We start from the raw sequence: 24,998 nt of genomic DNA, 5'->3' as shown, positions 1-24,998 counted from the left end.
CGACGCAACACATCAGCTTCATCTAAGGTTAGTTTTGCAAAGAAATGAGCTACTTTTATCACATCTTCCTGATATACCATAATGCCATAGGTTTCACTCATTAAATCAAGCATAATTGGGTGTGAATTTTTTCTTCTTTCTATGTTATGTTCTCGTAAAATATACTCCCTCATCATTCCACTTTTAGCTACTCCGGGACGTATGATTGAACTTGCTGCTACTAATCCTAAGTAATTATCTGTTTTTAGTTTACTTAACAGCATACGCATTGCAGGAGATTCTACATAAAAACATGCCAGGCATTTTGCATCTCGTATCAAAGCATTTATTCTTTTATCTTTTTTGAATCTTTTTATATCATGAATATCAAAATCAGCTAATACAGGTTGATTGTATTCTATAATTGTAATTGCGTCTTTAATTTTTGCTAATCCACGTTGTCCTAAAATATCAAATTTGTATAACCCCAGGTCTTCTGCGATAATCATATCATACTGTACAGTGGGAAATCCTTTTGGAGGTAGATCTGTGGCAGAATAATAATGTAGAGGATATTCACTAATTAATATCCCACTAGCATGTATACTAAGATAATTAGGGATCCCACGTATTAGGTTACTATAGATGACCACCAGCTTATGAATTTGATCAAGAGAATTATAATCATAATCTCCTTCGCTTAACTTGTCGATTTCAAATTTTGGAAGGCCAAATACTTTACCCAATTCTCTTATTGCTCCTTTGTAATGAAAAGTAATGTAGGTTCCTAGTAATGCTACATTGTCAAATTCTTGAAAAATAAATCGAGTGATATCCTGCCTGTCTTTCCATGAGAAATCAATGTCAAAATCAGGAGGACTGGTGCGGTGTGTATTGATAAATCGTTCGAAATATAAGTCTAATTCTATTGGATCTACATCTGTAATACGAAGTAGGTATGCTACAATACTATTTGCTCCACTACCGCGCCCTACATAGTAATACCCTTTGCTTTGTGCATAAGAGATAATTCTCCAGTTGATTAAAAAATAGGAAACAAACTTCATTTTTGTAATTAATGAGAGTTCTTTTTTTAATCGGTCTAATACCTTTTTTTTGGGATTTGGATATCGATAAGCAAGGCCTTCCTGACAGAGTTTTTCAAGCAATTTATTGTCTTCTAGTATGCTGTTGGTGTATGTTTTTTGGTTTAAAGAAGGGTTGTTTTTTGAAAAATTAAAATCAATAAAACACTCCTCTTGAACAGTAAGGGTGTTATTAATAATGAAATCAAATTCTGAAAATTTATTTTTAATTTCTTGATCGGGAATCATTTGCTCTGAAAAACATGCCTGTTGATCGTTGGGTAAACGACTTAGTAGTATATTATTATCAATAGCTCTTAATAATCGGTGGGCATTAAAATCTTTTTTATTTCTGAAGGTAACAGGCTGTAGTGCTATGCATTTATCTTTCAATTTTCGCAAATTAGAAAGACGAAGTTTAGGTATATCTTTTATAGATATACCTATAAATTCATGATCTGTAAAGTTAATTTTGTCTATAGATAATACATGTTCAAAGGGATATATGATATAGGAATTTTTAAAGGAAGGAGCTATTTTGGGGAAATCTATTTTTTTATATGAATAGTGTGATAAGAAATCATTTAACTCTTTATATCCTTCATTATTTTTTGCCAGACCTACGTATAAAGGTTGGTGATTGTTTCTGAAATCTATTCCTACAATAGGTTTAATATGATACTCTTTTGCTTTTCTAATAAAATTTAGACAAGCAGAAGTATTGTTGATATCAGTTAGAGCAAGGCAATTTATGTTATTTTCGTTGGCTAATTCTAAGAGATCGATTTCAGAAAAAGCTCCGAACCGTAAGCTGTAATATGAATGACAATTAAGATACATTTAGTTTCATATTTTGAGTTTTGCATCAGGGGTAGCAACGGCATCCTTTTTCTGTTAATTTGAACGAATTAATAGAAAAAGATATAGTGAATAACCCGCCCGGATGCTACTATTATAATATCGATGACTAAAAAACTATTGTTTTCTATGGGCTAATACTATAGGGGGTTCCCCATTAAATGGGTTTTGCATTCTACCTATAGTTGTTGATCCTATAGCCGCAGCCCTTATTACACTTCGGTCTCCATATCGAATTCTAATAGTATCTAACGCTTGATATAGGTTAAGCTGTTTCTCGCTATCATCAAATAGATTAATCTGGTAGTTACCACTAACCAAGTGGCTAAACCGTATGCCTATTAATCGAATTAATAATCGTTTTTGATATAGTTTTTCGAATATTTCCAGAATTTTTGGGATAAGAATATGATCTGCACTGGTGTATGGTATTTTAAGTTGCTTGGTATATGTATTAAAGTCAGAATATCTGATTTTTACAGCAATGCAAGCGGTTAATTTATTTCCTCTTCGCAATTGATAGGAGAGGTTTTCTGTCATTGCTATTAGGAGATTTTTAAGTTTATATATGTCTATAGTATCTCTGTCGAATGTTCTTTCTGTAGAGATTGATTTACGTTCAGAAAATGCAATGACGGGTGTGTTATCTATCCCATTAGCTCTTTTCCAGATGGTAAGGCCGTTTGCTCCAAGTACTCCTTTCATAACGTCTACTGGCATATCTTGGATAGTTTTTATATAGCGGACCCCTAGATTTCGCAAAGTTTGATATGTTTTGTTACCCACCATTGGAATTTTTTTAACCGATAGTGGGGCCAGAAATGGTTTTTCTGTACCAAAATCTATTTTTAATTGGTTATTAGGTTTTGCTTCATTGGTAGCTACTTTAGAGACTACTTTATTACCAGAAAGCCCAAAAGATATAGGAAGCCCTGTTTCTGAAATAACTTTTTGACGTAACTCTAGAGAATATTTATACGTACCAAAGAATTTGTCCATACCAGAAAGGTCTGCATAGAATTCATCAATACTTGATTTTTCGAATACGGGTACATTCTCTTTGATGATTTCTGTAACCATGTCAGAGTATTTACTATATGTCCCAGCATTGCCTTTTATGACAACAGCCTCAGGGCATAGTTCTTTGGCAATTTTCATAGACATACCAGAATGTATACCATAAGATCTGGTTTCATAACTGCACGCAGCTACAACACCACGATCACTGATCCCGCCAACAAGGAGTGGTTTTTCTTTTAAAGTACTGTTGATCATACGTTCTACAGATACATAGAATGTGTCCAGATCAAGATGTAATATAGTTCTCAAATCAATAATTATGGAATTATTCCAAAAATAGGGAATAATTCCATAATTATTGATTTTAAACATTTTTTTTATTCACAATAGGATAAAAAAAAACGACATCTCACAAGAAGAGAGATGTCGCTTGTAAAAATTTTATTTTGGGGCTACAAAATAAAATTCAGCGTTAATTAATTTTCTACCATATTATAACCGGCAAATTGTTGCATAGCGGTTTGGGTAAGTTCTTTTGCTCTATTTACATAAAATGTTTTTGTATCGTCGAGTGATTCGTTTTTTAGATCATTTTCACTTCGCACATAATCAGCATGTGATTCAAATTTAGATTCTTCGTTTAGTACTACGCTTAATTCTTGTAGTGCATTTTCTAATTTTTGTAATGCTGTTTCAGCTTTTGATTTCATCAATGACTGTGCTTTTAATTCAGCAGCTCGTTTAGCTTCAAAATCGGCTTTTATCTTATTTTGCTCAGCTATTTGTTGTTCAAGTTTTTGTTGTTCAAGTTCTAACTGACGACGTTTTTCTTCTAATTCTTTTTGTTTACTGGCAACTTCTTGAGTAGCTTCTGCTAATTCGTTTTCTTCTGCTGTAGAGGCTTCTTCTGCATCTGTGTAGTTACTACCACTATTGGCTTGGCAAAAAGTTAATTGTTCTAGTAATTTAGACCCTAATTCCTTAGCACGCTTAGCGAAATATCTACTACGCTCATAAGTATCCTGTTCTAGAGAACTTTCCATATCAACTCTAGCTGTATATGCAGTCTCATTGGCTTTTTTGCAGCCACATTTATCTGAAAGATCTTCTACTTTCTGGAAAGCTTCTATAGCTTTATCTGCGTATTCTTGAGTATGAAAAACGTTATTTGCCCCATGTGCTTTTTTACTGTGCGAGTATGCATAACTGGCAGCAGTTAAGGCATCGTCGTATATATCTTGGGCGTTAGTTTTGGGGATAAAACATAGCAAAAACAGTATAAGTGCAATTTTTTTCATTCTTTGGGGGCTTTTAAATCACACAACAATAATACAATATTTTATATGTAACATCCAAAAAAAACAGTCATTAATCGATGAAATACGCATTTTAACTTAATTTTTACGGATAAACCTTGTTTTTGGTGATAAATGTCCTACTGGGTGTGAGAAAGCAGGATGATTGTTATTGTAAATCAATAATTTAAACGATGATTTACACGTAATATTATTCATAAAATAACTTTTTTTAAAATTAAATTTATGACCATATCTATAAAATTTGTAAGTTAGTTATCTATCTTACGTCTAAACGGCTCATGAAACAATTAGTTATCTCTTCAATAAATTATAATCTTAGTAGTGCTGTAGACTTACTTAATGCTATAGATTCTACTACATATCAAAACAGTTCGGTTGGTCCATATTACTCTAGTATAGGGTCGCATATACGTCATATCCTCGATTTTTTTGATTGTATAATTAATGGGTTAGATTCTAATAACATTGATCTAACTGCTCGTAAGCGAGATGAAATATTGTCTACAGATAAAGAATCTGCAATACATCATATATACCAACTTCAGGAAACATTACAATCCTATATTGATATAAATACAGAGTATTTAATTCATGTTACTGATAATTTGGGACAAGGAAAAGTAACTGTAAACTATACGTTAGAGAGTATCCTTGCTCATGCCAATAGTCATGCAGTACATCATTATGCAACTATTGGGTATATTCTTAATCGATTAGGAATAGAAATAAAAATTCCTGGTTTTGGATATAACCCAACAACACCGATTAGTAGAAGAGAAGGGATTTAGTATTGAATAATAAAGAAATAGAAACTACATTAGCTTTAAGATACTAATGCAGTTTTTTGATTTAGTAGAATTTCGTTTTTATTCTATAATGGCTAATAAACCTTTGAAACTTCCTTTAGTAGTAGAATTTTTGTCAGTATTTATCGAATCAAGGATTAAATCATATTCTAAAACAGTTTGATCACCATCATATGATATTTTTACAGTTCCTCCTTTTATAGAAAATCCTTTCCCATTAGTGATATCAATGTCTCCATCAAATTTAAGAGCAGATCTATCAGTAGTATAATCTTCAAAGCTATAAGTTCCTGCAGCTAATGTATTTGTAGAGGAATGAAAATCAAATTCTAACACAGTTCCATTTCCTTGAAATTCTCCTGAATCAGTATTAAAAGTCATTTCATTAGAAACTAAGAATATTTCAATGTTAAATGCATTTATATCTTCTCCCAAATCCTCAGTATACCCTTTGGATAATGAGAGAGAAATGTTTTCAGTTCCTTCGGGAGTGACCACAGGAACTGCATCATCATCTTTGTTGCAAGAACTAAGAGCTAGCGCAAAAGCTGCAAATAATATTACTGGGGTTAAATTAATTTTTTTCATAAGTTTTTTGTTCATTTAAATTTTTAAAAATGATTCCCTATATAATTTTTGTCGATGTAAATGTATTTTACTAGATAAAGAATAAAACCAAGAAGTGGATGTTTGTGTTGTATATGTGGATGAATGTAAGGATAATGTAGATGAATGTTTTAATCAAAAAGAATTCCTTGATGCTCTGCCTTGAGGATAGTTCGTTTCAAGAAATTCTTATTGACTTTTGAAAATAGAAAGGTTTTTTGTTAACTATTTCACAAAATTTTAAAAATCATGTTTTATTTAGGATAAATTTATCCGAATTAAAATAAGATACATATATTCGGTCGTATTAAAAAAAAAGTATGTTTTCTAAAGCTTGTGAATATGGTATTAAAGCTTCGATTTATGTTGCACAACAATCATTACAAAGTAAGTGCACAAACCTAAAAGCTATTACTAAAGAAATTAATTCCCCTGAGGCTTTTACCGCTAAAATACTTCAGCAATTAGTGAAAAATAAAATTTTAGATTCTATCAAAGGTCCTAAAGGAGGGTTTTTAATAGAAGAGAAAAGAATTAGTGAAATAATGCTAGAAGAGATTGTGTATGCTATTGATGGAGCTAATATTTATAGTGGTTGTGGACTTGGGTTAAAGGAATGTAATGCTCATAAACCATGTCCAGTGCACGATAAATTTTTGTTAGTCAGAAAAAACTTAAAGAATATGCTTGAAGCTACAAGTTTATATGAATTGGCTAATGGATTAGATATTGGTATGACGTATTTAAATCGATGAAAATTAAATAATTAATTAAGAGACAATAAGAATTACACAGGATAAATCAAACTATCAACCATGACTATTCAAAAAGCATTATACTTACTTATTCTTCTTTTAATAAATGTTGCTACCCAAGCACAAACTGAAAAAGATTATTGTGCAGAGTGGAAAAGTATAAAGGATACTACATCAAATGGAGATTTGTTATTAAACCTGAATAAATTTTATTTTTCAAAAGTTGCTCCTTCATGTAAAGTTGAAATATTAAGAGAAAATTCTACAGTCTATAAAAGAAAACTCAATATAGATTCAGCTTTTTACTATGTAGATCAAGCCATAATTCTGGGTAAAGAGATCAATGATTATGAACAAATAGGGGATTTGTATTCTGATAAAGGTGGACTTTATATAGTTGATAATCAGTTGGTAAAAGCAAAATTACTACTTAAGAAATCTCGAGATGCCCTAAAAAAATACCCAGAAAGTATGTATTGGGTAGGCTATTATAATCAAATGCAAAACCTCTCTAGTGCCGAATATAAAAAAGAGTTAGCCATTACCTATTCGGATTCAGCTTTGCAGGTAGCTATTAGATTTGATATAACTTCTAATATTCCTAATTTGCATCAAAATATAGGGGTTCAGTATTATCATATTAAAGAGTATGAACTGGCTGTAGAAAACTTTCTAAAAGCATTAGAATTAAAAGAAGAATACGGTTCTCAGGATATTGTTAATACTTATTATGTCTTGGGAGTATCTTATAATACTTTAAAACAGTATGAAACTGCTTTGTATTATATAAATATAGGAATCGAACGATGTAAAAAAGACAATAATGATCGGATATTATTACTTAACTATATCATTTTATCTCGACAACAGCGAAATTTGAAAAGCTATGAAAAAGCATTGGAGAATATAGATTTGGCATTGGTGTTGGCAAAAAAACTTAAGAGTGATTTTCAGATAGGAGAGTGTCTTCGTGATAAAGGATTGATATATTATGAAGGTTTTGAAGATTATAAATTAGCTGAGCAATATTTTAATCAGGCATATACCATCTCAAAAATAATACAAATAGATCGATCACTTAAGGAGAGTCTTCTTGCTATGTTGCGAATTAATTTCAATAAGAAAGATTATAAAAAAGTAAAAGGATTTTTAGAAGAATTAGAAGAACTGGTATTAGATACAAAATTACCTGGGGATACACAAGATTGGCACGATAATTCAAAACGATATTTTGAAAGTACTGGCAATTTTGAAAAAGCTTTATTTCATTATACTCAATATAATAGAATAAAAGATTCTTTATCTAATAGTGATGTTAAGTTTAAAGTAGCAAATCTTGAAAAAAAATACAATACAAAAAAGAAAGAACTGACAATTATAAATCTCAACCGAGAAAAAGAAGAAAAAGAACAAATTGCAGAAAAAGAAAAAACGAAACAAAACCTATATCTTCTAGCCTCAGTATTTCTTTTATTGATATTAATAATAGGTGTTTTGTCATATAGAAAATTACGCAAACAACAAAAAGAACTTACAGCTACAAATCGAGTTAAAAACAGACTTTTTTCTATAATAGCTCATGATCTTAGAGGTATGATAATTCCGTTTCAACGATCTGGAAAGATTTTAAAACATCATATAGATAAAGGAAATCATGAGCGTACAATCGAACTTTCAAATGAACTTGAAAAAAACTCAGAGAGTCTTTCAAATATGCTAGATAATTTACTAAACTGGTCTTTAGAACAAATGAAAGGTTATCGAATACATCCTGAACGATTATCTGTTAAAGAACAGTTTGATGAGATTATTAAAGGTTTTGAACAACAGGCTACTTATAAAAACACAAATATCAAACTAAAATACCACAAAGATGTATCAATCAAGTTTGATAAAGGAGCATTTCATGTGATATTTAGAAACCTTATTGGTAATGCATTAAAGTATACCGAAAACGGAAATATAGAAATTGAATTTAAAAGAGACTTTAATACGTTAGTATGTTCGGTTAGTGATACTGGAGTTGGGATGACCGAAGAACAACTACAGTATGTTTTTACATTAAAAGAAGGGCAAACTAGTATTGGGACTCAAGGAGAAAAAGGAACAGGACTTGGTCTTAATCTTGTATATCGTTTTGTAAACATGCATAAAGGTGTAATAAAAGTATCTTCTAAGAGAAGAATAGGAACACGATTCGATTTAAGTTTTCCAATAGCCAACGCTATAGAATTAGAACAAGAAAAAGCTATAGAATCCAGAACTGCATAAATTATGAATCTATATATAGTAGAAGATGATATGTTTCATCTTGAAGATATTAGTATAACATTAGAAACGTTGGGGCATACTTGTATTGGTAATTCTGATGATCCTTTTGAAGCGCAGGAACAAATAGGAAAACTCATGCCAGATGCAGTAGTACTGGATATACATCTTAATGGGAAACAATCTGGGATTAAATTAGGAAAGAGAATTAAATCACTATATAAAATCCCTGTTTTGTTTACTACCTTTGATTGCAATGTAGAAGTAATGTCTGAAGCTGCTGAGATTTCTCCTATTGCCTATATTACCAAACCAATAAATGAAAAGGATTTGCAAGCTGCTCTTATTCTTGCAGAAAAAAGTAGTACCAACAATAAAAAAGATAGAGAAGAACCTTCTGTCGTTTTTATTAAAAGTGGTAATAAATTAATAAAAGTAGCATTAGATACGATTCTTTTTGCGCATACAGATTCTAAAAACTATTGCTCAATAATTACTTCTGATAATAAAAAACTTTCAGTAAGATATTCTATTCTTAGTTTACTTAAATTATTAGATAATAAGACTTTTGTACAGACGCATCGGTCATATATAATTAATTGGGAGAAAATAGACTCTTTCTATGAACCTGATCAGATTATAGACATAAATAGTCATCATATTCCTATCGGGCGTACATTTAAAGAAGAACTGTATAAAAGATTAAAAGTGATATAGTCTATAAGTTATAAAATTCTGATTAGTATACTATTAAATAAATCAACATATTCATTTTTTTTAAACATAAGCCCACTTATTAAGGTTGTTCGTCCACAAAATCTTAACATATATCCTCATAGTATTCTTTTGATTTTTCAGGTTGTATATATTTATTCTCAGAAATGAATATTAATATTAAAACCTTATACGGTATGAAAAAAAGTAAATTTATATTTTCAATTTTAAGTATTGCCTTTATCTTAACTTCATGTGAAACTGAAGATCAAGAACAATTGCCAGAGCAATCATTTGAAACAACAGAAATTGAGCCATCAGAAAATACAAATGGTAAAGCAAGTACATTTCGATATGAAAATGTATATAGATATTATAGTGGAAGAGGATCACTACATACCTACAAAACACAGGGAGGATTAGGAGTTGGTATTGGAAGAAGAGAAGGGGTCGCTTTTAGAACTCCAGTAGTTAAAAACCCTAGAGAAATTAATAAGGCTTTATACAGTGATATGTATTTTATGCTACATCCTAGCAAAACAGATTTTGTGTTAACAACTAACACTACAGAGTTTTTGAATTTGGTAAATAGAGGTTGGAGAGATGCTGTTAGGGGACAATTTGTTTTAATACAAAAGAAACCAGGTAATGGAAAAAGAAAACTATATCGTTTTTATGATGCCAGAAACTCGGATCATTTATTTACCAAAAATTATTCAGAAGGAATCAATGCAGGGTTAAAATATGAAGGAGTAGTTGGATGGGTATACTAATATAGTCTTACTTATATGAGCTACTTATTATGTATAATAGGTAGTTCATATTGCATATAAATCGTAATGATATTAATATGTCGACAAAATAAATTAGTATAAGGTAATGCTAGAGACAAACTAGGCCAGAAATCATTTTTTTCCGAAAAACGAATCCATAATAGTTCTTAGGCCTCTAAAAGCCATAAATATAGCAAAACCAGCACCTGCTAATCCTAAAATCAAAATAGGTATATATAATGGATGGTCTTGATTCTTAAAAGCCGAATGGATGATAACAGGGCTTATAAACATGAAAATAAAAGCAATAGCCATACGTTGTACACCTTTGCCTAATAATTCTTTGTTTGTTCTTTTAGGCTCCATAATTATCTATAGCATTACGAACACTACCATATTGTTCTAATAATCTGGTTGCTAGTTCTCTATTAATATTTAGTTCATCCATGATCATTCGTATGCCACGATCTACCAGCTTATTATTGCTAAGTTGCATATCAACCATTTTATTGCCTTTTACTCGACCTAATTGAATCATAGTGGCTGTAGAAATCATATTCAAAACCAATTTTTGGGCAGTACCAGCTTTCATACGAGAGCTTCCGGTTACAAATTCGGGACCTACAGTAATGACAATTGGAAATTGAGCAGTTAGGGCCAAAGGGCTACCTTCATTACAAGTAATACATCCTGTAGTAATATTGTTTTCATTACATTTCTGTAATGCACTTATAACATATGGAGTAGTACCTGAAGCTGCAATGCCGATAACGACATCTTTTTCTGAAACCTGATATTCTTGTAAATCTTTCCAACTTTGATCTGTACTATCTTCTGCATATTCTACAGATTTACGAATTGCAGTATCACCACCAGCGATTAATCCGATAACCAAATCGGGCGAAACACCAAAAGTAGGTGGGCATTCGCTGGCATCTACAATTCCTAATCGGCCGCTTGTTCCAGCTCCAAGATAGAAAATCCGACCACCATCTTTGAGTTTTGGTACAATTTGAGCAATCAAAGCTTCAACCTGTGGAATAGATTTTTCTACTGCATCAGGAACTGTTTTGTCTTCTTTGTTTATGTTAGAAAGCAACTCGTTAATGCTCATTTTTTCTAAATGATCATATTTTGAGGATTGTTCTGTAGTTTTTATAAATGACATGCTTCAAAAATACTCATTTTTTGATTTTAAGACAGAGTAACTTTCTTTTTTAATGAAGTTATTTAGACTTTCTATGATACGGAATCTAAAAAATCAAGATAGATTTAATGATAAAACACTATTCTTTTATAGTAAAATCAAATCTATTAGCTTCAGAAAGGTTAAAGTATCCCAAGGCAAAATTATCAATATTAGTTGTGTTAATGATATTACCTCTTAATAGGGCAGGAGGTGTTTGAAATGGATTTCCTCCTTCTTGTTCACTTTGTTCAATAAGAAGGTTCGCATAGTTGTAATAACGTTCATCAATTCCTAGTATTTTGATGGTTACATTACGTCCATTTACCATATTTTCATAGAAATAAGAGAAATTGAATGCTTCGCCTTGGTAAAAACGATCTTCACTTGCCAGAAATAAACTGAAATCAAAATCGAAAAGATAAAAATCGTCGCGAGTTCCGTCATCTGTAAAGAAAATAACAACTTCGGTTTCGTCATCAAATAACGTATTATCACCTTGTGCTACATTATCAATAGGAACCGTAGGAATAAGTTGTGCCGTGGCAATAAAAGTTTCATTGTTGTAGATAACGGTAAGTTGATATGTAGTATCGAATTCTGGAGTAAATGCAGTTGTGTTTGGGGTATAAAACCCTGGCTCTATAGACTCGATAAAATTGATAACCGAATTATTAGAGAGGTCTGTAATAAAAACAGTAGCATCACTCACAGTAGGAGTATCTTTATCAAAAAATGGAGCTGATAATGTAAGTCTTACTCCACCTTCAGTATCAACTGGGGTTTCGGTTAGGTAATATTCAAAAGAAGCATCAATTACTAATCTTTGCTTTCCATTAGGGACCTCTATATCAATTGCATCTTCACAGCTAATTGATGTTATGAGGATTACCAGTATATAGATTAATTTCTTCATTTTATCGGTTTCTAATTTTCTTTTCAGCGATCAAAATTAAATTTACATAATAATCCCTGTTTTATTAGTAGTGTACGTGTCTCGATTATTATGTAAGCCTTCAATTCATTTGTCAGAATTTAAAGTTATAGGTCACAGCGGGTATAATTCCAAATATAGAAGTTCTTACGGCTTCATTTAAATAGGAATCCTGATTTCTTTTAAAAGTAATTGATGCTGCATTTTTACGGTTATATATATTATAGATACTAAACACCCACTCTCCGCGCCATTTTCTGGTTTTGTTTTTTCTTGGTGTTAGAGTAGCTGATATATCTATTCTGTGGTATGCCGGTAATCGTTCACTATTTCGTGGCCCATCAAACACCGGTACTACTAACCCTTGAAATTCGAACTGTCCTGTAGGATAATTAGTTGGTTGCCCTGTTTGGAATATGAAATTAGCTCCAAATTTCCATTTTTTGTTTAGTTCATAACTTCCATTAAAGGATACATCGTGGGTTTTATCATATGGGGTGCTATACCATTTGCTATTGTTGATTCCTGGTTCTTGCGGCGTTCTACCGGGAGTTCTTTGTTCTGATTTTGATAAGGTGTAGGCTAGCCAACCTTTAAATTTTCCTTCATTCTTTCTTAATAGAAATTCTAAACCATAAGCACGAGCTTCTCCATTCAAAATATCTCGCTCGATAGCATTATTAGCAATTAGATCCGCACCATCAATATAATCAATACGATTTTTTATATCCTTATAAAAAACTTCTGTTTCTAGAGAATATTCATCATCATTAATACTTTTAAAATAGCCTAGCGCATATTGATTAAGTAATTGTGGTTTTATGTATTTGCCACTAGGAGTCCATACATCTAAAGGAGTAGGGGAGCTAGTATTTGATAATAAATGAAGATATTGTGCCATTCTGTTATAACTAGCTTTTATTGAAGTATTGTCATTAAAAGCATATGCTAGGGCTACTCTGGGTTCTAAATTGGTAAATGTTTTTATTTGGTCACTTCTGCTAAAACTTTCTGTGCCTATCGGTTTTGCATCTTCATAAATCTGCAATTCTTCATTAAATAAAAGAGGGTTATCATTTTGATAGATGTTAAGCTCATTTTGTCCTAATCTGATAAAATTGCTTAACCTAAGTCCATACTGAAGTGTTAAGTTATTAGAGATTTTATGTTCTGCATCAATATACGCCCCGAATTCATTTGCATATTTATCGATAAGCTTTTCTCTATTGATTCCAGAATCTTCACTATTGGGTTTTATTTCACCGGGATTAAATCTGAAATAGATAGTATTGATACCATAATTAAGTTGAAAATTATCACTGATATAATGTTTCAGGTCATATTTTAGATTAAAATTTCTGATTCCAGAATCCCATTCGAAACCTACAAAATCGAGTTCTAATCCGTAGAAATAATCAGAATATATGAGGGATAGATTAGAGAACAGTTTATCTGAAAACAGATGATTCCATCTTAGATTAAGTACTGTGTTACCATATGTGTTTTTAAAAACTTCATCTATAGCAAATACATCTCGACCAAAATAACCAGACAGATATACATTATTATTGTCATTAATCTTATAATTTAGTTTGGTATTGAGATCATAGAAATATGCAATATTATCATTATCAAAAAGAGGTAAAAAAAGATGCGCATAAGAAGCTCTACCACCTACCAAAAATGCACCTCGATCTTTTACAATAGGACCTTCTGCCAGCAATCTACTTGCTACTGCCCCAAGACCTCCATTAATTCTGAACTTTTTGCTATTTCCTTCTTTTTGATAAATATCTAATACAGATGATACGCGACCACCATATCTGGCTGGAATTCCACCTTTGTAAAGTTTGATGTCTTTTATTGCATCTGGATTAAAGACAGAGAAGAAACCAAAAAGATGAGAAGAGTTAAAAATAGTAGCTTCATCTAATAAAATAAGGTTTTGATCTGTTGATCCTCCTCGTACATTAAATCCAGAGGCTCCTTCACCACCACTAGTTACTCCTGGTAAAAGAATAATGGATTTGATCACATCGGCTTCTCCCAGAACTACAGGGATTTGTTTGATAGTTCCTGCAGTGAGTTTATTAATACTCATCTGAGGGTTTTTAATGCTTAGTTTTTCTGTTTTTTCTGTAATGATTACTTCATCGAGAACCTCTGAAGACTCTGTAAGCTGAACATTAAGTTTTTTATCTTCATTAAGGTCAATTTCAAGAATCTTATCTGTAAACCCTAAATAACTTACCTGTAGTTTGTATTTCCCTTGAGGTAAGGTGATAGAGTAAAAACCATATTCATTAGTAACTACACCTTTTCCTATTTCTTGAAATATGACATTGACTCCGATAAATGTTTCGTTACTGGATTTTTCTGAAATAACTCCGCTTAATGTAAATTTTTCCTGACTATAGATAGAGAACGATGATAAGAATACTAATATGAGACTAGATAATATATATTTTTTCAAAAGAAAGTATTTTACCAATTAGTACTAATAATGAATACTGTAAAGGAAGAAATATGTTATGATTTCTACAATTAATTTATTGTTAATTATTGTTTTTAGTACTGATTTGTTGTAATGCTTTAAATTATACAATTTCTTACTAAAACTCAAAATTGGATACTAATTTAATTAAATTAGTATCCAATTTTTGTAAATCTTGTTAATAGAATTATTTATTTGTGATTTGGGTTTTCATTAATCAATGTTTTCCAGATTTTTTCTATTGATCTTTCGATATTAATATTGAATTCTTCACTTGTATTTGTCACTAAATAATACCCCCTATTTTTTATTGGATCAAACATACATGATGTTATTATCCCTGGATCCCCGCCTGTGTGCCCTATTGTTTTATTGTCATTAATATCCCAAAAAATACCACCCATTGCTTCTTTGATTTCACTATGTTTTGATTGAAGACGAAACATTTCTTTGTAGGATGCTGCCGATAATAGTTTTCCTTTCCCTTGGTAGCCTCTCATCATTTCTATCAAATATTTACTAAAATCAGAATTACTGGTTATAAGCCCACCATCTGCTTTAGTCACTAAAGAATACTTGGGAACTTCAAAATCTTTAGCATAATAGAGTGTAGCATGATTTTGCATATTTACGTCATTAAAACTCCATCCTGTGGCATCCATATGTAAAGGCTCAAAAATATATTTATGAGTATAGCTCTCATAAGAAATTCCTGTTGCACTTTCTACTACAAAAGCTGCTAGTGCTGCTGCAATATTGCTATATTCATATTTCTCTCCTGGAGCATTTTCCAGAAAACTATCTTGAGAATACCATGGACCCGATGCGGATAATGCATTTTCGAAAAAAACAGAATCATCTATTTTTACATTTGCTTTAATTAGCTCTACAATAGGTTGATAATCCTCTGGGAAAGCAGATACATCCAATTGATTGGGATCCTCAAACAGATAACTTCTATAGTATACTTCTCCATCTGTAATTCCAGAAGTATGAGTTGCTAAATGTCGAACAGTTATCGGTTTTTCAGGATAAAGCGGATGTATTACATCAAATGGTAAATATGTATTGATATTGGTGTCCAAATCAAGTTTCCCTTGTTCTACAGCTTTCATTACTGCTAGTGCGATAAAAGTCTTGGATATAGATCCTATATTTTGAATTGTATGGCTAGAATATCTTTTATTTTTATTAATATCTGCATGCCCAAAAGAATTTTTATAAAGCACTTTTCTATTATCGACTATGGCTACAGAAAGCCCAACTAGTTCTGACTCGTCATATAATTCTTGTAATTCTATGTGTGTATGAAGAATATCATCATCTATTCCACATGAGAATATTAAAAAAAGAAGAAGTAAAGAGGTTGCCTTTTTCATTTGTTTATTTTTTTAGGTTTTAAAATGATAACTGAAATATTTAATGCATCAGGATAAAATTATTAGGCAATAGGTTTAGTGTCTGATTTGTTTAAAATTTGATTATTAGTGGTTTAATAATTTTAAAAGGAGTAGGTCCTATAGAATGCTATACAAGAATATGTTCTTAATTAATAGCTTTCATCTACATTTTGAAGTCTTATATTTTTTCTTAAATCTAATAATGATTTCCATTGAAAATTAATAGGAAACCATTCTTCATGCATTGTTGAAGTTTGATCAAGAGATTCAGAACAGGTACTGTTTTTAACATAAACCTTGTCGTTTTCTGAGAATACATAGACAACATTCATGTTCTTTTTGTGGTTTGTTTTTGATTTATTCATGATTTGGTATGTTTTTTTTATAGCGATTTCTTCCAAGGTTAAATACTCCCATTTTTACACCGAATCCAGCTGAAAATCCGTTAATTCGAGTAATTGCATCTGACGATAATTCTGCTTTACTAGAAAACCTATATTTAATTCCCATTTCTAACTGAACGTATCGAGAAATATTATACAAAACATTCACTCCTGGTTCTACAACAAATATAGCATCCCATTGATCATCTTGATATCGTTCTGCTTCTTCTTCATCATCCCAGTTAGTATTAATGTATCCCATTGCACCACCACCTATTAGTACAGGAAAAGAAAGATTGATTTTGGCTTTACTAAAAAATATTGGTTCTAAATGAAGACCTGAATAAACTGCTCCCAGATCTGCAATCTCTGGCGAGAAAATTCCTGGAATATTTTGATTAGAAAAGAGGCCTTTTGTTACAAAACCAATTTCAAATTTTTGATTAGCAACATAGGCGACCTTAAGTCCGGCAATATATGTTTCTTTGCCTTTAATTTCGCCATAACCAGCATGTACACCTAAATAAACGCCATGTACAATATTTTTTCGGTCATTAAACTCTATATAATTCTGAGATTCTTGAGCTATACTTGGATACATATAGCAGGTTAAAGCAAAAAGTAATATAATTTTCACGTGTTTCATTATACTTGATTTGTTATATCATTGACAAGTTAAATTTGTAATAGTTGCATGTAATTCGTTTCGATACTGTTAAATTTATCATAATCGATGATGATTCACTGGGGTAATTAAAAGGGAGATACATACTTATTCTTTTAATATGACCACTCCTTTTCTACCTGTGATATTGAACTTTCCTTTTAAATTACTATTTCCATAAGAGGCACTAATTTCTCTGATTTTTCTTCTTTTATCAATCACATCGGTTTTTATATTCGTAAATGACTTAGGAATTCTTAATAACCCTTGTTCAAGAGCGGCGCTAAAATCTATAGACATTCCTGAAACATTGATACTGAGTTCTGAGGATTCCTGGTCAATAGTTACATTAGCATTTGTTTTTTCAATTTTAGAAATCCAAATGTCTGCTACTTCTGTAGTAAGATTAATATTCTCATGTACAGTATCGATATTCATGGTACTAAACATAAGTTCACCATGAATACTTCCTAGTCTTTGGATGGTAACCTGATCCTTGCTAGAGTGCATTTCTAATGATTCTACGTTTTCAATTTTTATGATCGTTCCACTACTATTTATTTTAAGATCATTGGATGATTCTATGTCGATTTCTCCATTTTTGAATCGTATGTTTCCGTAAGTAATAGATTTGGTTTTTAGTTTTCCAAATTTCATTTCTATACTTGCGTTATTCAGATCTTTATTTATCCATATATCGCCATGTTGGACATTAGCTTTTAATTTTCCATTCCACTCACTTATAATAATATCACCAAATTTGTTTATAATATTAATTTCTGCATTAAAAGGTAAATAAATAGTGTAATCGATTTGGACATTACCTTTGTCAAAATCAAAGAAACTTGTTTTATCGAAGATTTCTTTATTAAAGAATCTAGAAATTACACTTGTGTTTTTTTCTTCAATTACAGAGGAAATACTTACAAAATCTTCTGTGTTATTAATTGTAGGGTTAATACGCTTCAATAGCTCTTTTGCATCTTCTTTTTTCTTTTTGACAACCTGTATGTCAATATCAATTTGTATTGTTTTTTTCTCCCATCCTTGAATGGTTACATTTCCGTATTTATTTTCTAAATGTAATTCTCCAGCATTAGTTAATGGAAATGTTTTGTCAATTTTTTTAGACACTTTTTCCTGTGCCCATATGCTATTTGTCAAGAATAGCAGCATGGGCATCAGTAAAAGATATTTATAAGATATAGCCTTCATTTTCATTCGATTTTTTAGAATCATTGATCTGTTTCAACAGGTTTTCAATCAATTCGATTCTTTTTTTATAATTATTAACAATGGCTTCTAAAATGTATTCATTATTCAAGTTCTTTGCCATTTCTGTTTTAAGGGTATCATATTCTTCATCCAGCTCATCCATAAAAGACAAGAATTTCTTTTTGTCTTCGGGTTGTAATTTTGAATTGTTTTTTACAAGTTGTACCTGAAAAGATACTAAGTCCTTATAATAGGTATCTATATCTCGTAATTCCTGGTGTACAATATTATTTTGGTTGGTATTATTAAATCCTGATGCGATTATATTTACTATTGAGAAAGCTCCTATTAGAATTAATATACTTGCAGCTATTTTTAGTAAAGGAGACCTCCATAATCTAATTGTTTTTGAAGAATCTAAATTTGACTCAATTTCCTTCCAGATTTTTGATTTATCTGCTTTATGCTCATCAAATAGATGCCGGTTTTCTGTTATATGTTTTTCAAAATCATCCATTGTATTATAATGTGTTTACGATTTCAACTAATTTTTTCTTTGCTCTATGGTATTGTGATTTCGAAGTCGAAATGGCGATACCTAATATCTCTGCAATTTCTATATGATCGTATCCTTCAATCAAATAGAGATTTATAATTTGTCTATATCCATCAGGAAGAATTTTAATTCCTTTTTTTATTTTGTTAATATCATTAGATTTAACAGGGTCAATTATCTCTTCACTAATATGATATTCGTGTTGATCAAGAGGAGTAACAGGTATCTTTTTTACCTTTAAATGATTTAAACTTTTATTAATTACTATTCTCTTTAACCAAGAACCAAAAGTACTTTCGTACCTAAAAGATTTTAAATTTTTGAAAGCCTCTACAAAACTATCTTGTACGACATCTTCTGCATCTTCTTTTATGCTTAGTATTCGCATACTTACGTTATACATGGCATCTACATAGAGCTCATATAATCGGTATTGCGAATTCCTATCACCAGACTTGCTTTTTTCTACAAGATCTTTATGCGTATAAAGAATATTGGTTTCCAATTAGTTTTACTTGATTGTAAATTTCTTTAAAAGTACTTCTCTTTTGGTTATTATCATTGACAATTTAAAAATCAAAGGGTTGCATGTGAAAAAAAATAACATGAATATTTTTGATAAAAAAAATAGGTTAGTGTTAAAAAAAGCCTGTGAAATTAGTATCTCACAGGCTTTTTAAAATATTTATTTTACTTCTATTATTTTTCAATAATGGTATTAAGTGTCTTACTTGGACGCATTGCTGTAGAAACTTTATCTACATTTGGCCAATAATATCCTCCCATATCAACAGCATTACCTTGTGCATCATTAAGTTCATTGATAATTTTAGTTTCATTATCAGCAAGTTGTTTTGCAACTATGGCAAACTCGTTTTGTAATTCTTTATCTTGAGTTTGTTCTGCAAGTTCTTGTGCCCAGTATAAAGCCAGATAAAAGTGACTTCCTCTGTTATCCAGTTCATTTACCTTACGGGAAGGTGATTTCCTATTCTCCAGAAATTTGATAGTAGCTTGATCAAGTGCTTCTGCGATAATCAAAGCTTTGGTGTTGTTATTAGTTTCTCCGAGATGTTCTAGAGATACGGCAAGAGCTAAGAATTCTCCTAAAGAATCCCATCTTAGGTGCCCTTCTTTATTAAACTGTTGTACATGTTTTGGTGCAGAACCTCCTGCTCCGGTTTCAAATAAACCACCGCCATTCATTAAAGGAACAATAGATAACATTTTTGCACTTGTACCCAATTCTAGAATAGGGAAGAGGTCGGTATTGTAATCTCGTAAGACATTTCCTGTTACAGAAATTGTGTCTTTACCAGCTGCAATTCTTTCTAATGAAAAGCGAGTTGCTTCAATAGGTGACATAATCCTAATGTCTAATCCAGTAGTATCATGTTCTGGTAAATAAGTGTTTACTTTTTTAATTAGCTCGGCATCGTGCGCTCTATTTTTGTCTAACCAGAAAATAGCAGGGATGTTTGTTGCTCTTGCTCTGTTTACAGCAAGTTTTACCCAATCTTTTATAGGAGCATCTTTGGTTTGGCACATTCTCCAAATATCACCTTGTTCTACAGGGTGTTCTATTAGTGTGTTTCCAGAAGCATCAATGACACGAACAATACCATTACCTTGAATTTCGAATGTTTTGTCATGAGAACCGTATTCTTCGGCTTTTTTGGCCATAAGTCCAACATTTGGAACGGTTCCCATAGTAGTTGGATCAAAAGCTCCATGTTTTTTACAAAAGTCTATAGTCTCTTGGTATATTCCGGCATAACTACTATCTGGGATAACTGCTTTGGTATCTTGTGTGTTTCCTTGTGCGTCCCACATTTGACCAGAATTACGAATCATTGCTGGCATAGATGCATCGATAATCACGTCACTTGGTACATGTAGATTGGTGATTCCTTGATCAGAATTTACCATCGCTAGTTTTGGCCCTTTTTCATAACATGCTTGTATATCAGCTTCTATTTCGGCTTTTTTGGTATCTGGTACCTTTTTTAGTTTGTTGATAAGGTCTCCAAAACCATTATTTACTTCAACACCAATTTCTTCAAAGGTAGTAGCGTGTTTTTCGAATACATCTTTAAAAAACACTTCTACTGCATGACCAAATATAATTGGGTCAGAAACTTTCATCATCGTAGCTTTCATATGTAAAGAAAACAATACATCTTTCTCCTTTGCATCAGCTATTTGTTCCTTAAGAAAAGTGATAAGTGCTTTTTTGCTCATTACTGTAGCATCTATAACTTCTCCTTCCAGTAATGTTATTTTTTCTTTTAAGGTAGTTGTGCTTCCATTTTGATCTACCAATTCAATTTTTATATCTCCAGCCTTATCTATAGTAACTGATTTTTCGTTTGAGCAAAAATCTCCATTAGACATGGTGGCTACATGAGTTTTAGAATCAGGGCTCCAGGCACCCATAGAATGTGGATTCTTTCTAGCATATTGCTTTACGGGTTTTGGAGCTCTACGATCAGAGTTCCCTTCTCTTAGAACAGGATTTACTGCACTACCTTTTATTTTGTCGTATCGGTTTTTAATTTCTTTTTCTGCATCATTCTCAGGTTCTTCAGGGTAATTTGGAAGATCAAATCCTTGAAGTTGTAATTCTGCAATGGCAGCTTTCAATTGAGGCACAGAAGCACTTATGTTAGGCAACTTAATGATATTTGCTTCTGGTGTTTGGGCAAGTTGACCTAATTCTGCCAAAGCATCAGCTTGTTTTTGCTTATCAGTTAATTTTTCGGGAAAACTAGATAAAATTCGAGCTGCAAGAGAAATATCTTTTGTTTCAATATTGATATTTGCTGTTTTAGTGAATTTTTGAACAATAGGTAAAAAAGAATAAGTAGCTAAAGCTGGTGCTTCATCTGTTTTGGTGTACACTATTTTTGAGTTATCAACTCCCATATTTTTGGTTTTTTGTTTAGGGATCTATAGGTTTTTAATACCTGAAAAGTAGTAGACACCCTAATTTCATTATACTATTTATGTAAGGAAATAATTAGTCGTTTAATTTTTCTTAGACAAACAATATTGGCTGATCTTTTTAATATTGATCTTATTAGGCTTTTCAATATTTGTAGTCATAGATTTCCGAGCGCGAAGATACAAATCTAGTCGCCTAAATGCAACCTGTGTGTTGTTAGTTTTGAGTAAGAGAGAGTTGAATTGTAGTTTATTGAATATTAAAGTGAAAAAAATGTAAGATGTTGAAATTTTGACTTGTTTTTAGATGTATCCTTAAAAATAAAAAGCCATATCAAGAATACGAATATTTTGATATGGCTTCATTGAAAATAATTATAATGTTAGCTGTTTTACCCGCTATTAAATAGAAACTTTCGTTATTTATACCATAATATTTATTTTCAATTTTGAGCAGATTTAAATTTGTCAAATGATGATTTGTATAATTTATTTTCTACTCTTACGACTAATACGTGTGTTTGTGTTTCTAAATTACTTTTGTAATTTTTCAGTTTTTCACCCGGATAGTCAAATGCCATTTACAATTAAAAAGGTGTCAAAACTTAATTTTTTCTTCTGAATTTCATTTTGAAATGATCCTAAAGTAAAGCCCTTAAAGTGATTTCAAGGATGTATTCAAAAAAATAACTTTCGTTCTATATTTGTTTTAATTCTAAACTGGTCTTAATATGTTCAGAGAACGTTTATTTAGATACATAGCTAAGAATCCTTGTGTCATCTTGTGCTATATGTAATTCTAATATAAATATAAGGAAAATTGATTTATAGACATCAATTCTTAATGCATTAGTTATTAACTGTTTATGAACTTAAGTTGTTAACTTTTGTTCATAAAAAAAGACTGCCATTTGGCAGTCTTTTTGTTCTGTAAAAGAAATAAAGAATTAGTTTCTTTTTTCTCTAATGCGTGCTTTTTTACCGGTAAGTCCTCTAAAGTAGAATATACGAGCTCTACGAACTTTACCTCTTTTGTTTACTTCGATTTTTTGAAGTGCTGGTAGGTTTATAGGAAAAATACGCTCTACACCAATAGTTCCTGACATCTTTCTGATTGTAAATGTTTCAGTAGACCCAGAACCTCTTCTTTGAATTACAACTCCTCTAAAGAACTGTGTACGTGTTTTGTTTCCTTCTTTAATTTCGTAATAAACAGTGATTGTATCACCTGCAGAGAAGTCAGACATCTCTTTTTTTGTAACAAATTCGTCTTGAACGAATTTTACTAAATCTTCCATTTGATATAGTTTCTTGATTTTATTAAAACAACATTCGCGATTTTCGCCAGAGGTTGATTTAATCAGGGTGCAAAAGTAAGCATTATTTGATGATTTGCAAGTGTTTTGTGATTATTATTTTCTTGTCGATTTATGATTTTCAATTTACGATAAGGTGTTCGTAAATAGTGAGTATATGATTGTGTTTTAGAAGTAAAAACAAAGTTTATACTACTTTTTTCTAATATTAATAGTAGATTAGGTATTGATTTGTGAAATATTTTACTCTTCCAACAGATCAGGTCTACGATCTTTTGTTCTTTGGTAGGCTTGTTCTTCACGCCATGTTTCTATTTTAGGGAAATTACCGGAGGTTAGAACTTCTGGTACTTTCCAGCCTTTATATTCTGCGGGTCTTGTATAAATAGGGGGAGCTAATAAGTTGTCCTGAAAAGAATCAGTTAGTGCCGAGGTTTCGTTACCGAGTACTCCTGGAATAAGTCTAATGATGGTATCACATAAGATCAATGCGCCCAGTTCTCCACCTGATAATACATAGTCTCCAACAGATATTTCTTTGGTGATAAAATGATCTCTTACACGTTGATCTACTCCTTTGTAATGGCCACAAAGAATAATTAGATTTCCTTTTAAAGATAATTGGTTTGCAGTTCCTTGAGTTAAGGTTTCACCATCTGGAGTCATATAGATGATTTCGTCATAATCCCTTTCTGATTTTAGCTTAGAGATGCATTTATCTATGGGTTCTATCATCATAACCATACCAGCACCACCACCAAATTGATAATCGTCAACTTGTTTGTAATTTGTATCAGTATAATCTCTAAGATTGTGAAACTGTACTTCTACTAATCCTTTTTCTATTGATCGCTTCATTATTGAAGCTTCAAAAGGACTTTTTAGTATATCTGGTACTACAGTGATGATATCTATGCGCATCTTTATCTTCTAATTCATTTATGGATGCAAAGATGCAAAAGAATATGATGAAAATCTAGAAATTAAAATTACTTAGCACCAGCTTTGCGTTGTTTGTTGATTTCATCCTGAAGCTTACGCATTACTTTTTGCTCTCGTTCTAAAGCTCTTCGTCTGTGATCCTCAAACTCTGCTTCGGTTTCGGATAATGCTTTTCTGGCTTGTAGTGTTATTGTATTACTGTTTTTGAATTTATAGATAAAGAAACTAAGTAAGGCGATGAGCACACCAATAATAACCCACATAATAGTTTTGTAACTGGATTTGGTTAATGCTGCTCCAAAAAAGTTAATACTGTTTTTTTCTTTAGTAACAGTAGTAAGATCTACATTTGTTTTGGCAAGTGATTCTTCGAGTCCGGTAATTGTAGTTTTTTGTTCATCAATCTTAAGATTGGTTGTATTTAGTTTTGACTCTAATGTTTTAAGTGTATCTATAGTATTGCTTTTTAGTTTATTTAACCAAACTAGCTTTACTACCTTGTATTCTTGAAATTTCCCGGACTTTTTTATCACCATATCAAATTGCCCCTCTATCTTTTCCTGTTTTAAAGCTTCAGTAACAGTTGTGTTTTCTTCTTGTGCATATGCAGTTTCAAAAAAGGATAGAAGTAGTATTAAAACTAATAGATACTGTGGTAATTTCATATTGTTATTCTTATGTTTTTAATGGTTAGATTCGATATCCCTATAGTGAGGTGGTAGTTAGAGAGTAAAATAACTAATGTATATATAGTATAGGGAATATTTATATGTCGTTTCTTT

General features: G+C 31.4%; 23 protein-coding genes (1 of these 23 cut by a window edge). 5 read left to right on the top strand and 18 right to left on the bottom strand.

The genetic code is table 11. The annotated features are described in order from the left end of the window. The 3 genes from ATE84_RS20695 to ATE84_RS20685 all read right to left on the bottom strand — a co-directional run. Window positions 1–1,904 carry the 5' portion of a DNA polymerase III subunit alpha gene (locus ATE84_RS20695; protein ID WP_101449781.1) on the bottom strand. Its footprint begins 1,057 nt before the window's first position, so the window shows 1,904 of its 2,961 coding nt (coding positions 1–1,904); it begins with the start codon at window positions 1,902–1,904; its stop codon lies off the left edge, out of view. 135 nt (window positions 1,905–2,039) lie between these two features. Further along, window positions 2,040–3,197 carry a DNA polymerase IV gene (locus ATE84_RS20690; RefSeq protein ID WP_233195920.1) on the bottom strand — a complete coding sequence of 386 codons (1,158 nt, stop codon included), beginning with the start codon at window positions 3,195–3,197 and terminating at the stop codon, window positions 2,040–2,042. A 221-nt stretch (window positions 3,198–3,418) separates the two neighbouring features. Continuing rightward, window positions 3,419–4,240, bottom strand: a complete 822-nt coding sequence (locus ATE84_RS20685; protein WP_101449779.1) for a hypothetical protein — start codon at window positions 4,238–4,240, stop codon at window positions 3,419–3,421. A gap of 299 nt (window positions 4,241–4,539) precedes the next feature. Here ATE84_RS20685 and ATE84_RS20680 point away from each other — a divergent pair, with 299 nt between their 5' ends. Continuing rightward, complete coding sequence (locus tag ATE84_RS20680) at window positions 4,540–5,049, top strand: DinB family protein (RefSeq protein ID WP_101449778.1); 510 nt, start codon at window positions 4,540–4,542, stop codon at window positions 5,047–5,049. Between the two features lie 78 nt (window positions 5,050–5,127). Here the strand turns inward: ATE84_RS20680 and ATE84_RS20675 are convergent, their stop codons facing one another. Continuing rightward, window positions 5,128–5,655 carry a hypothetical protein gene (locus tag ATE84_RS20675; RefSeq protein WP_143273680.1) on the bottom strand — a complete coding sequence of 176 codons (528 nt, stop codon included), beginning with the start codon at window positions 5,653–5,655 and terminating at the stop codon, window positions 5,128–5,130. A gap of 338 nt (window positions 5,656–5,993) precedes the next feature. On the opposite strand from ATE84_RS20675, the gene ATE84_RS20670 reads away from it, so the two are divergent. From ATE84_RS20670 to ATE84_RS20655, 4 genes are all read left to right on the top strand, one after another. Continuing rightward, window positions 5,994–6,428, top strand: coding sequence for an Rrf2 family transcriptional regulator (locus ATE84_RS20670; RefSeq protein WP_101449776.1), 435 nt, complete (start codon window positions 5,994–5,996; stop codon window positions 6,426–6,428). Window positions 6,429–6,488: 60 nt separating this feature from the next. Continuing rightward, a complete protein-coding gene (locus ATE84_RS20665) occupies window positions 6,489–8,699 on the top strand; it encodes an ATP-binding protein (RefSeq protein ID WP_101449775.1) in 2,211 nt (736 codons plus the stop codon). 3 nt (window positions 8,700–8,702) lie between these two features. Beyond that, window positions 8,703–9,413, top strand: coding sequence for a LytTR family DNA-binding domain-containing protein (locus ATE84_RS20660; protein WP_101449774.1), 711 nt, complete (start codon window positions 8,703–8,705; stop codon window positions 9,411–9,413). 194 nt (window positions 9,414–9,607) lie between these two features. Beyond that, window positions 9,608–10,183: a hypothetical protein gene (locus tag ATE84_RS20655; RefSeq protein ID WP_101449773.1), complete on the top strand. Its 576-nt coding sequence runs from the start codon at window positions 9,608–9,610 to the stop codon at window positions 10,181–10,183. A 132-nt stretch (window positions 10,184–10,315) separates the two neighbouring features. Here ATE84_RS20655 and ATE84_RS20650 read toward each other — a convergent pair whose 3' ends face one another. The 14 genes from ATE84_RS20650 to ATE84_RS20585 form a co-directional block, all read right to left on the bottom strand. Further along, window positions 10,316–10,549 carry a DUF6095 family protein gene (locus tag ATE84_RS20650; RefSeq protein WP_101449772.1) on the bottom strand — a complete coding sequence of 78 codons (234 nt, stop codon included), beginning with the start codon at window positions 10,547–10,549 and terminating at the stop codon, window positions 10,316–10,318. Beyond that, a complete protein-coding gene (murQ, locus tag ATE84_RS20645) occupies window positions 10,539–11,351 on the bottom strand; it encodes an N-acetylmuramic acid 6-phosphate etherase (protein ID WP_101449771.1) in 813 nt (270 codons plus the stop codon). Before murQ ends, ATE84_RS20650 begins: the two co-directional genes overlap by 11 nt. 118 nt (window positions 11,352–11,469) lie before the next feature. Beyond that, window positions 11,470–12,285 (bottom strand): DUF4249 family protein, encoded by an 816-nt coding sequence (locus ATE84_RS20640; RefSeq protein ID WP_101449770.1) that lies wholly within the window; start codon window positions 12,283–12,285, stop codon window positions 11,470–11,472. Window positions 12,286–12,397: 112 nt separating this feature from the next. Continuing rightward, complete coding sequence (locus ATE84_RS20635; RefSeq protein WP_101449769.1) at window positions 12,398–14,776, bottom strand: TonB-dependent receptor; 2,379 nt, start codon at window positions 14,774–14,776, stop codon at window positions 12,398–12,400. Between the two features lie 212 nt (window positions 14,777–14,988). Continuing rightward, a complete protein-coding gene (locus ATE84_RS20630; protein WP_101449768.1) occupies window positions 14,989–16,176 on the bottom strand; it encodes a serine hydrolase in 1,188 nt (395 codons plus the stop codon). A 170-nt stretch (window positions 16,177–16,346) separates the two neighbouring features. Next, a complete protein-coding gene (locus ATE84_RS20625) occupies window positions 16,347–16,562 on the bottom strand; it encodes a hypothetical protein (protein WP_101449767.1) in 216 nt (71 codons plus the stop codon). Continuing rightward, on the bottom strand, window positions 16,555–17,181 hold the full coding sequence (locus tag ATE84_RS20620) for a hypothetical protein (protein ID WP_101449766.1): 627 nt from the start codon (window positions 17,179–17,181) through the stop codon (window positions 16,555–16,557). The genes ATE84_RS20625 and ATE84_RS20620 overlap by 8 nt, the downstream gene beginning before the upstream one ends. 171 nt (window positions 17,182–17,352) lie before the next feature. Further along, window positions 17,353–18,459: a hypothetical protein gene (locus ATE84_RS20615; RefSeq protein ID WP_143273678.1), complete on the bottom strand. Its 1,107-nt coding sequence runs from the start codon at window positions 18,457–18,459 to the stop codon at window positions 17,353–17,355. Continuing rightward, the gene (locus tag ATE84_RS20610; RefSeq protein WP_101449764.1) at window positions 18,440–18,976 is read right to left on the bottom strand and encodes a hypothetical protein; all 537 of its coding nucleotides are present in this window, start codon (window positions 18,974–18,976) and stop codon (window positions 18,440–18,442) included. The genes ATE84_RS20615 and ATE84_RS20610 overlap by 20 nt, the downstream gene beginning before the upstream one ends. A gap of 4 nt (window positions 18,977–18,980) precedes the next feature. Further along, the gene (locus ATE84_RS20605) at window positions 18,981–19,520 is read right to left on the bottom strand and encodes an RNA polymerase sigma factor (protein ID WP_233195861.1); all 540 of its coding nucleotides are present in this window, start codon (window positions 19,518–19,520) and stop codon (window positions 18,981–18,983) included. Window positions 19,521–19,714: 194 nt separating this feature from the next. Next, window positions 19,715–21,940, bottom strand: a complete 2,226-nt coding sequence (locus tag ATE84_RS20600) for an NADP-dependent isocitrate dehydrogenase (protein WP_101449763.1) — start codon at window positions 21,938–21,940, stop codon at window positions 19,715–19,717. 965 nt (window positions 21,941–22,905) lie between these two features. After that, window positions 22,906–23,256, bottom strand: coding sequence for a 50S ribosomal protein L19 (gene rplS / locus ATE84_RS20595; RefSeq protein WP_101449762.1), 351 nt, complete (start codon window positions 23,254–23,256; stop codon window positions 22,906–22,908). A 261-nt stretch (window positions 23,257–23,517) separates the two neighbouring features. After that, window positions 23,518–24,195, bottom strand: coding sequence for a tRNA (guanosine(37)-N1)-methyltransferase TrmD (gene trmD / locus ATE84_RS20590; protein WP_101449761.1), 678 nt, complete (start codon window positions 24,193–24,195; stop codon window positions 23,518–23,520). Between the two features lie 68 nt (window positions 24,196–24,263). Further along, on the bottom strand, window positions 24,264–24,881 hold the full coding sequence (locus ATE84_RS20585; RefSeq protein ID WP_101449760.1) for a tRNA (guanine-N1)-methyltransferase: 618 nt from the start codon (window positions 24,879–24,881) through the stop codon (window positions 24,264–24,266). Between the last annotated feature and the right edge of the window lie 117 nt (window positions 24,882–24,998).

This window comes from Aquimarina sp. MAR_2010_214 (assembly GCF_002846555.1).
Taxonomy (GTDB): Bacteria; Bacteroidota; Bacteroidia; order Flavobacteriales; family Flavobacteriaceae; genus Aquimarina.
This window is presented reverse-complemented; position numbering and strand designations above follow the sequence as displayed.

Bases quoted from the DNA above. Each gene is read 5' to 3' on its own strand.
- ATE84_RS20690 (WP_233195920.1), bottom strand. From the start codon at position 3,197: ATGATCAACAGTACTTTAAAAGAAAAACCACTCCTTGTTGGCGGGATC.
- ATE84_RS20685 (WP_101449779.1), bottom strand. From the start codon at position 4,240: ATGAAAAAAATTGCACTTATACTGTTTTTGCTATGTTTTATCCCCAAA.
- ATE84_RS20680 (WP_101449778.1), top strand. From the start codon at position 4,540: ATGAAACAATTAGTTATCTCTTCAATAAATTATAATCTTAGTAGTGCT.
- ATE84_RS20675 (WP_143273680.1), bottom strand. From the start codon at position 5,655: ATGAAAAAAATTAATTTAACCCCAGTAATATTATTTGCAGCTTTTGCG.
- ATE84_RS20670 (WP_101449776.1), top strand. From the start codon at position 5,994: ATGTTTTCTAAAGCTTGTGAATATGGTATTAAAGCTTCGATTTATGTT.
- ATE84_RS20665 (WP_101449775.1), top strand. From the start codon at position 6,489: ATGACTATTCAAAAAGCATTATACTTACTTATTCTTCTTTTAATAAAT.
- ATE84_RS20660 (WP_101449774.1), top strand. From the start codon at position 8,703: ATGAATCTATATATAGTAGAAGATGATATGTTTCATCTTGAAGATATT.
- ATE84_RS20655 (WP_101449773.1), top strand. From the start codon at position 9,608: ATGAAAAAAAGTAAATTTATATTTTCAATTTTAAGTATTGCCTTTATC.
- ATE84_RS20650 (WP_101449772.1), bottom strand. From the start codon at position 10,549: ATGGAGCCTAAAAGAACAAACAAAGAATTATTAGGCAAAGGTGTACAA.
- murQ (WP_101449771.1), bottom strand. From the start codon at position 11,351: ATGTCATTTATAAAAACTACAGAACAATCCTCAAAATATGATCATTTA.
- ATE84_RS20640 (WP_101449770.1), bottom strand. From the start codon at position 12,285: ATGAAGAAATTAATCTATATACTGGTAATCCTCATAACATCAATTAGC.
- ATE84_RS20630 (WP_101449768.1), bottom strand. From the start codon at position 16,176: ATGAAAAAGGCAACCTCTTTACTTCTTCTTTTTTTAATATTCTCATGT.
- ATE84_RS20625 (WP_101449767.1), bottom strand. From the start codon at position 16,562: ATGAATAAATCAAAAACAAACCACAAAAAGAACATGAATGTTGTCTAT.
- ATE84_RS20620 (WP_101449766.1), bottom strand. From the start codon at position 17,181: ATGTATCCAAGTATAGCTCAAGAATCTCAGAATTATATAGAGTTTAAT.
- ATE84_RS20615 (WP_143273678.1), bottom strand. From the start codon at position 18,459: ATGAAGGCTATATCTTATAAATATCTTTTACTGATGCCCATGCTGCTA.
- ATE84_RS20610 (WP_101449764.1), bottom strand. From the start codon at position 18,976: ATGGATGATTTTGAAAAACATATAACAGAAAACCGGCATCTATTTGAT.
- ATE84_RS20600 (WP_101449763.1), bottom strand. From the start codon at position 21,940: ATGGGAGTTGATAACTCAAAAATAGTGTACACCAAAACAGATGAAGCA.
- rplS (WP_101449762.1), bottom strand. From the start codon at position 23,256: ATGGAAGATTTAGTAAAATTCGTTCAAGACGAATTTGTTACAAAAAAA.
- trmD (WP_101449761.1), bottom strand. From the start codon at position 24,195: ATGCGCATAGATATCATCACTGTAGTACCAGATATACTAAAAAGTCCT.
- ATE84_RS20585 (WP_101449760.1), bottom strand. From the start codon at position 24,881: ATGAAATTACCACAGTATCTATTAGTTTTAATACTACTTCTATCCTTT.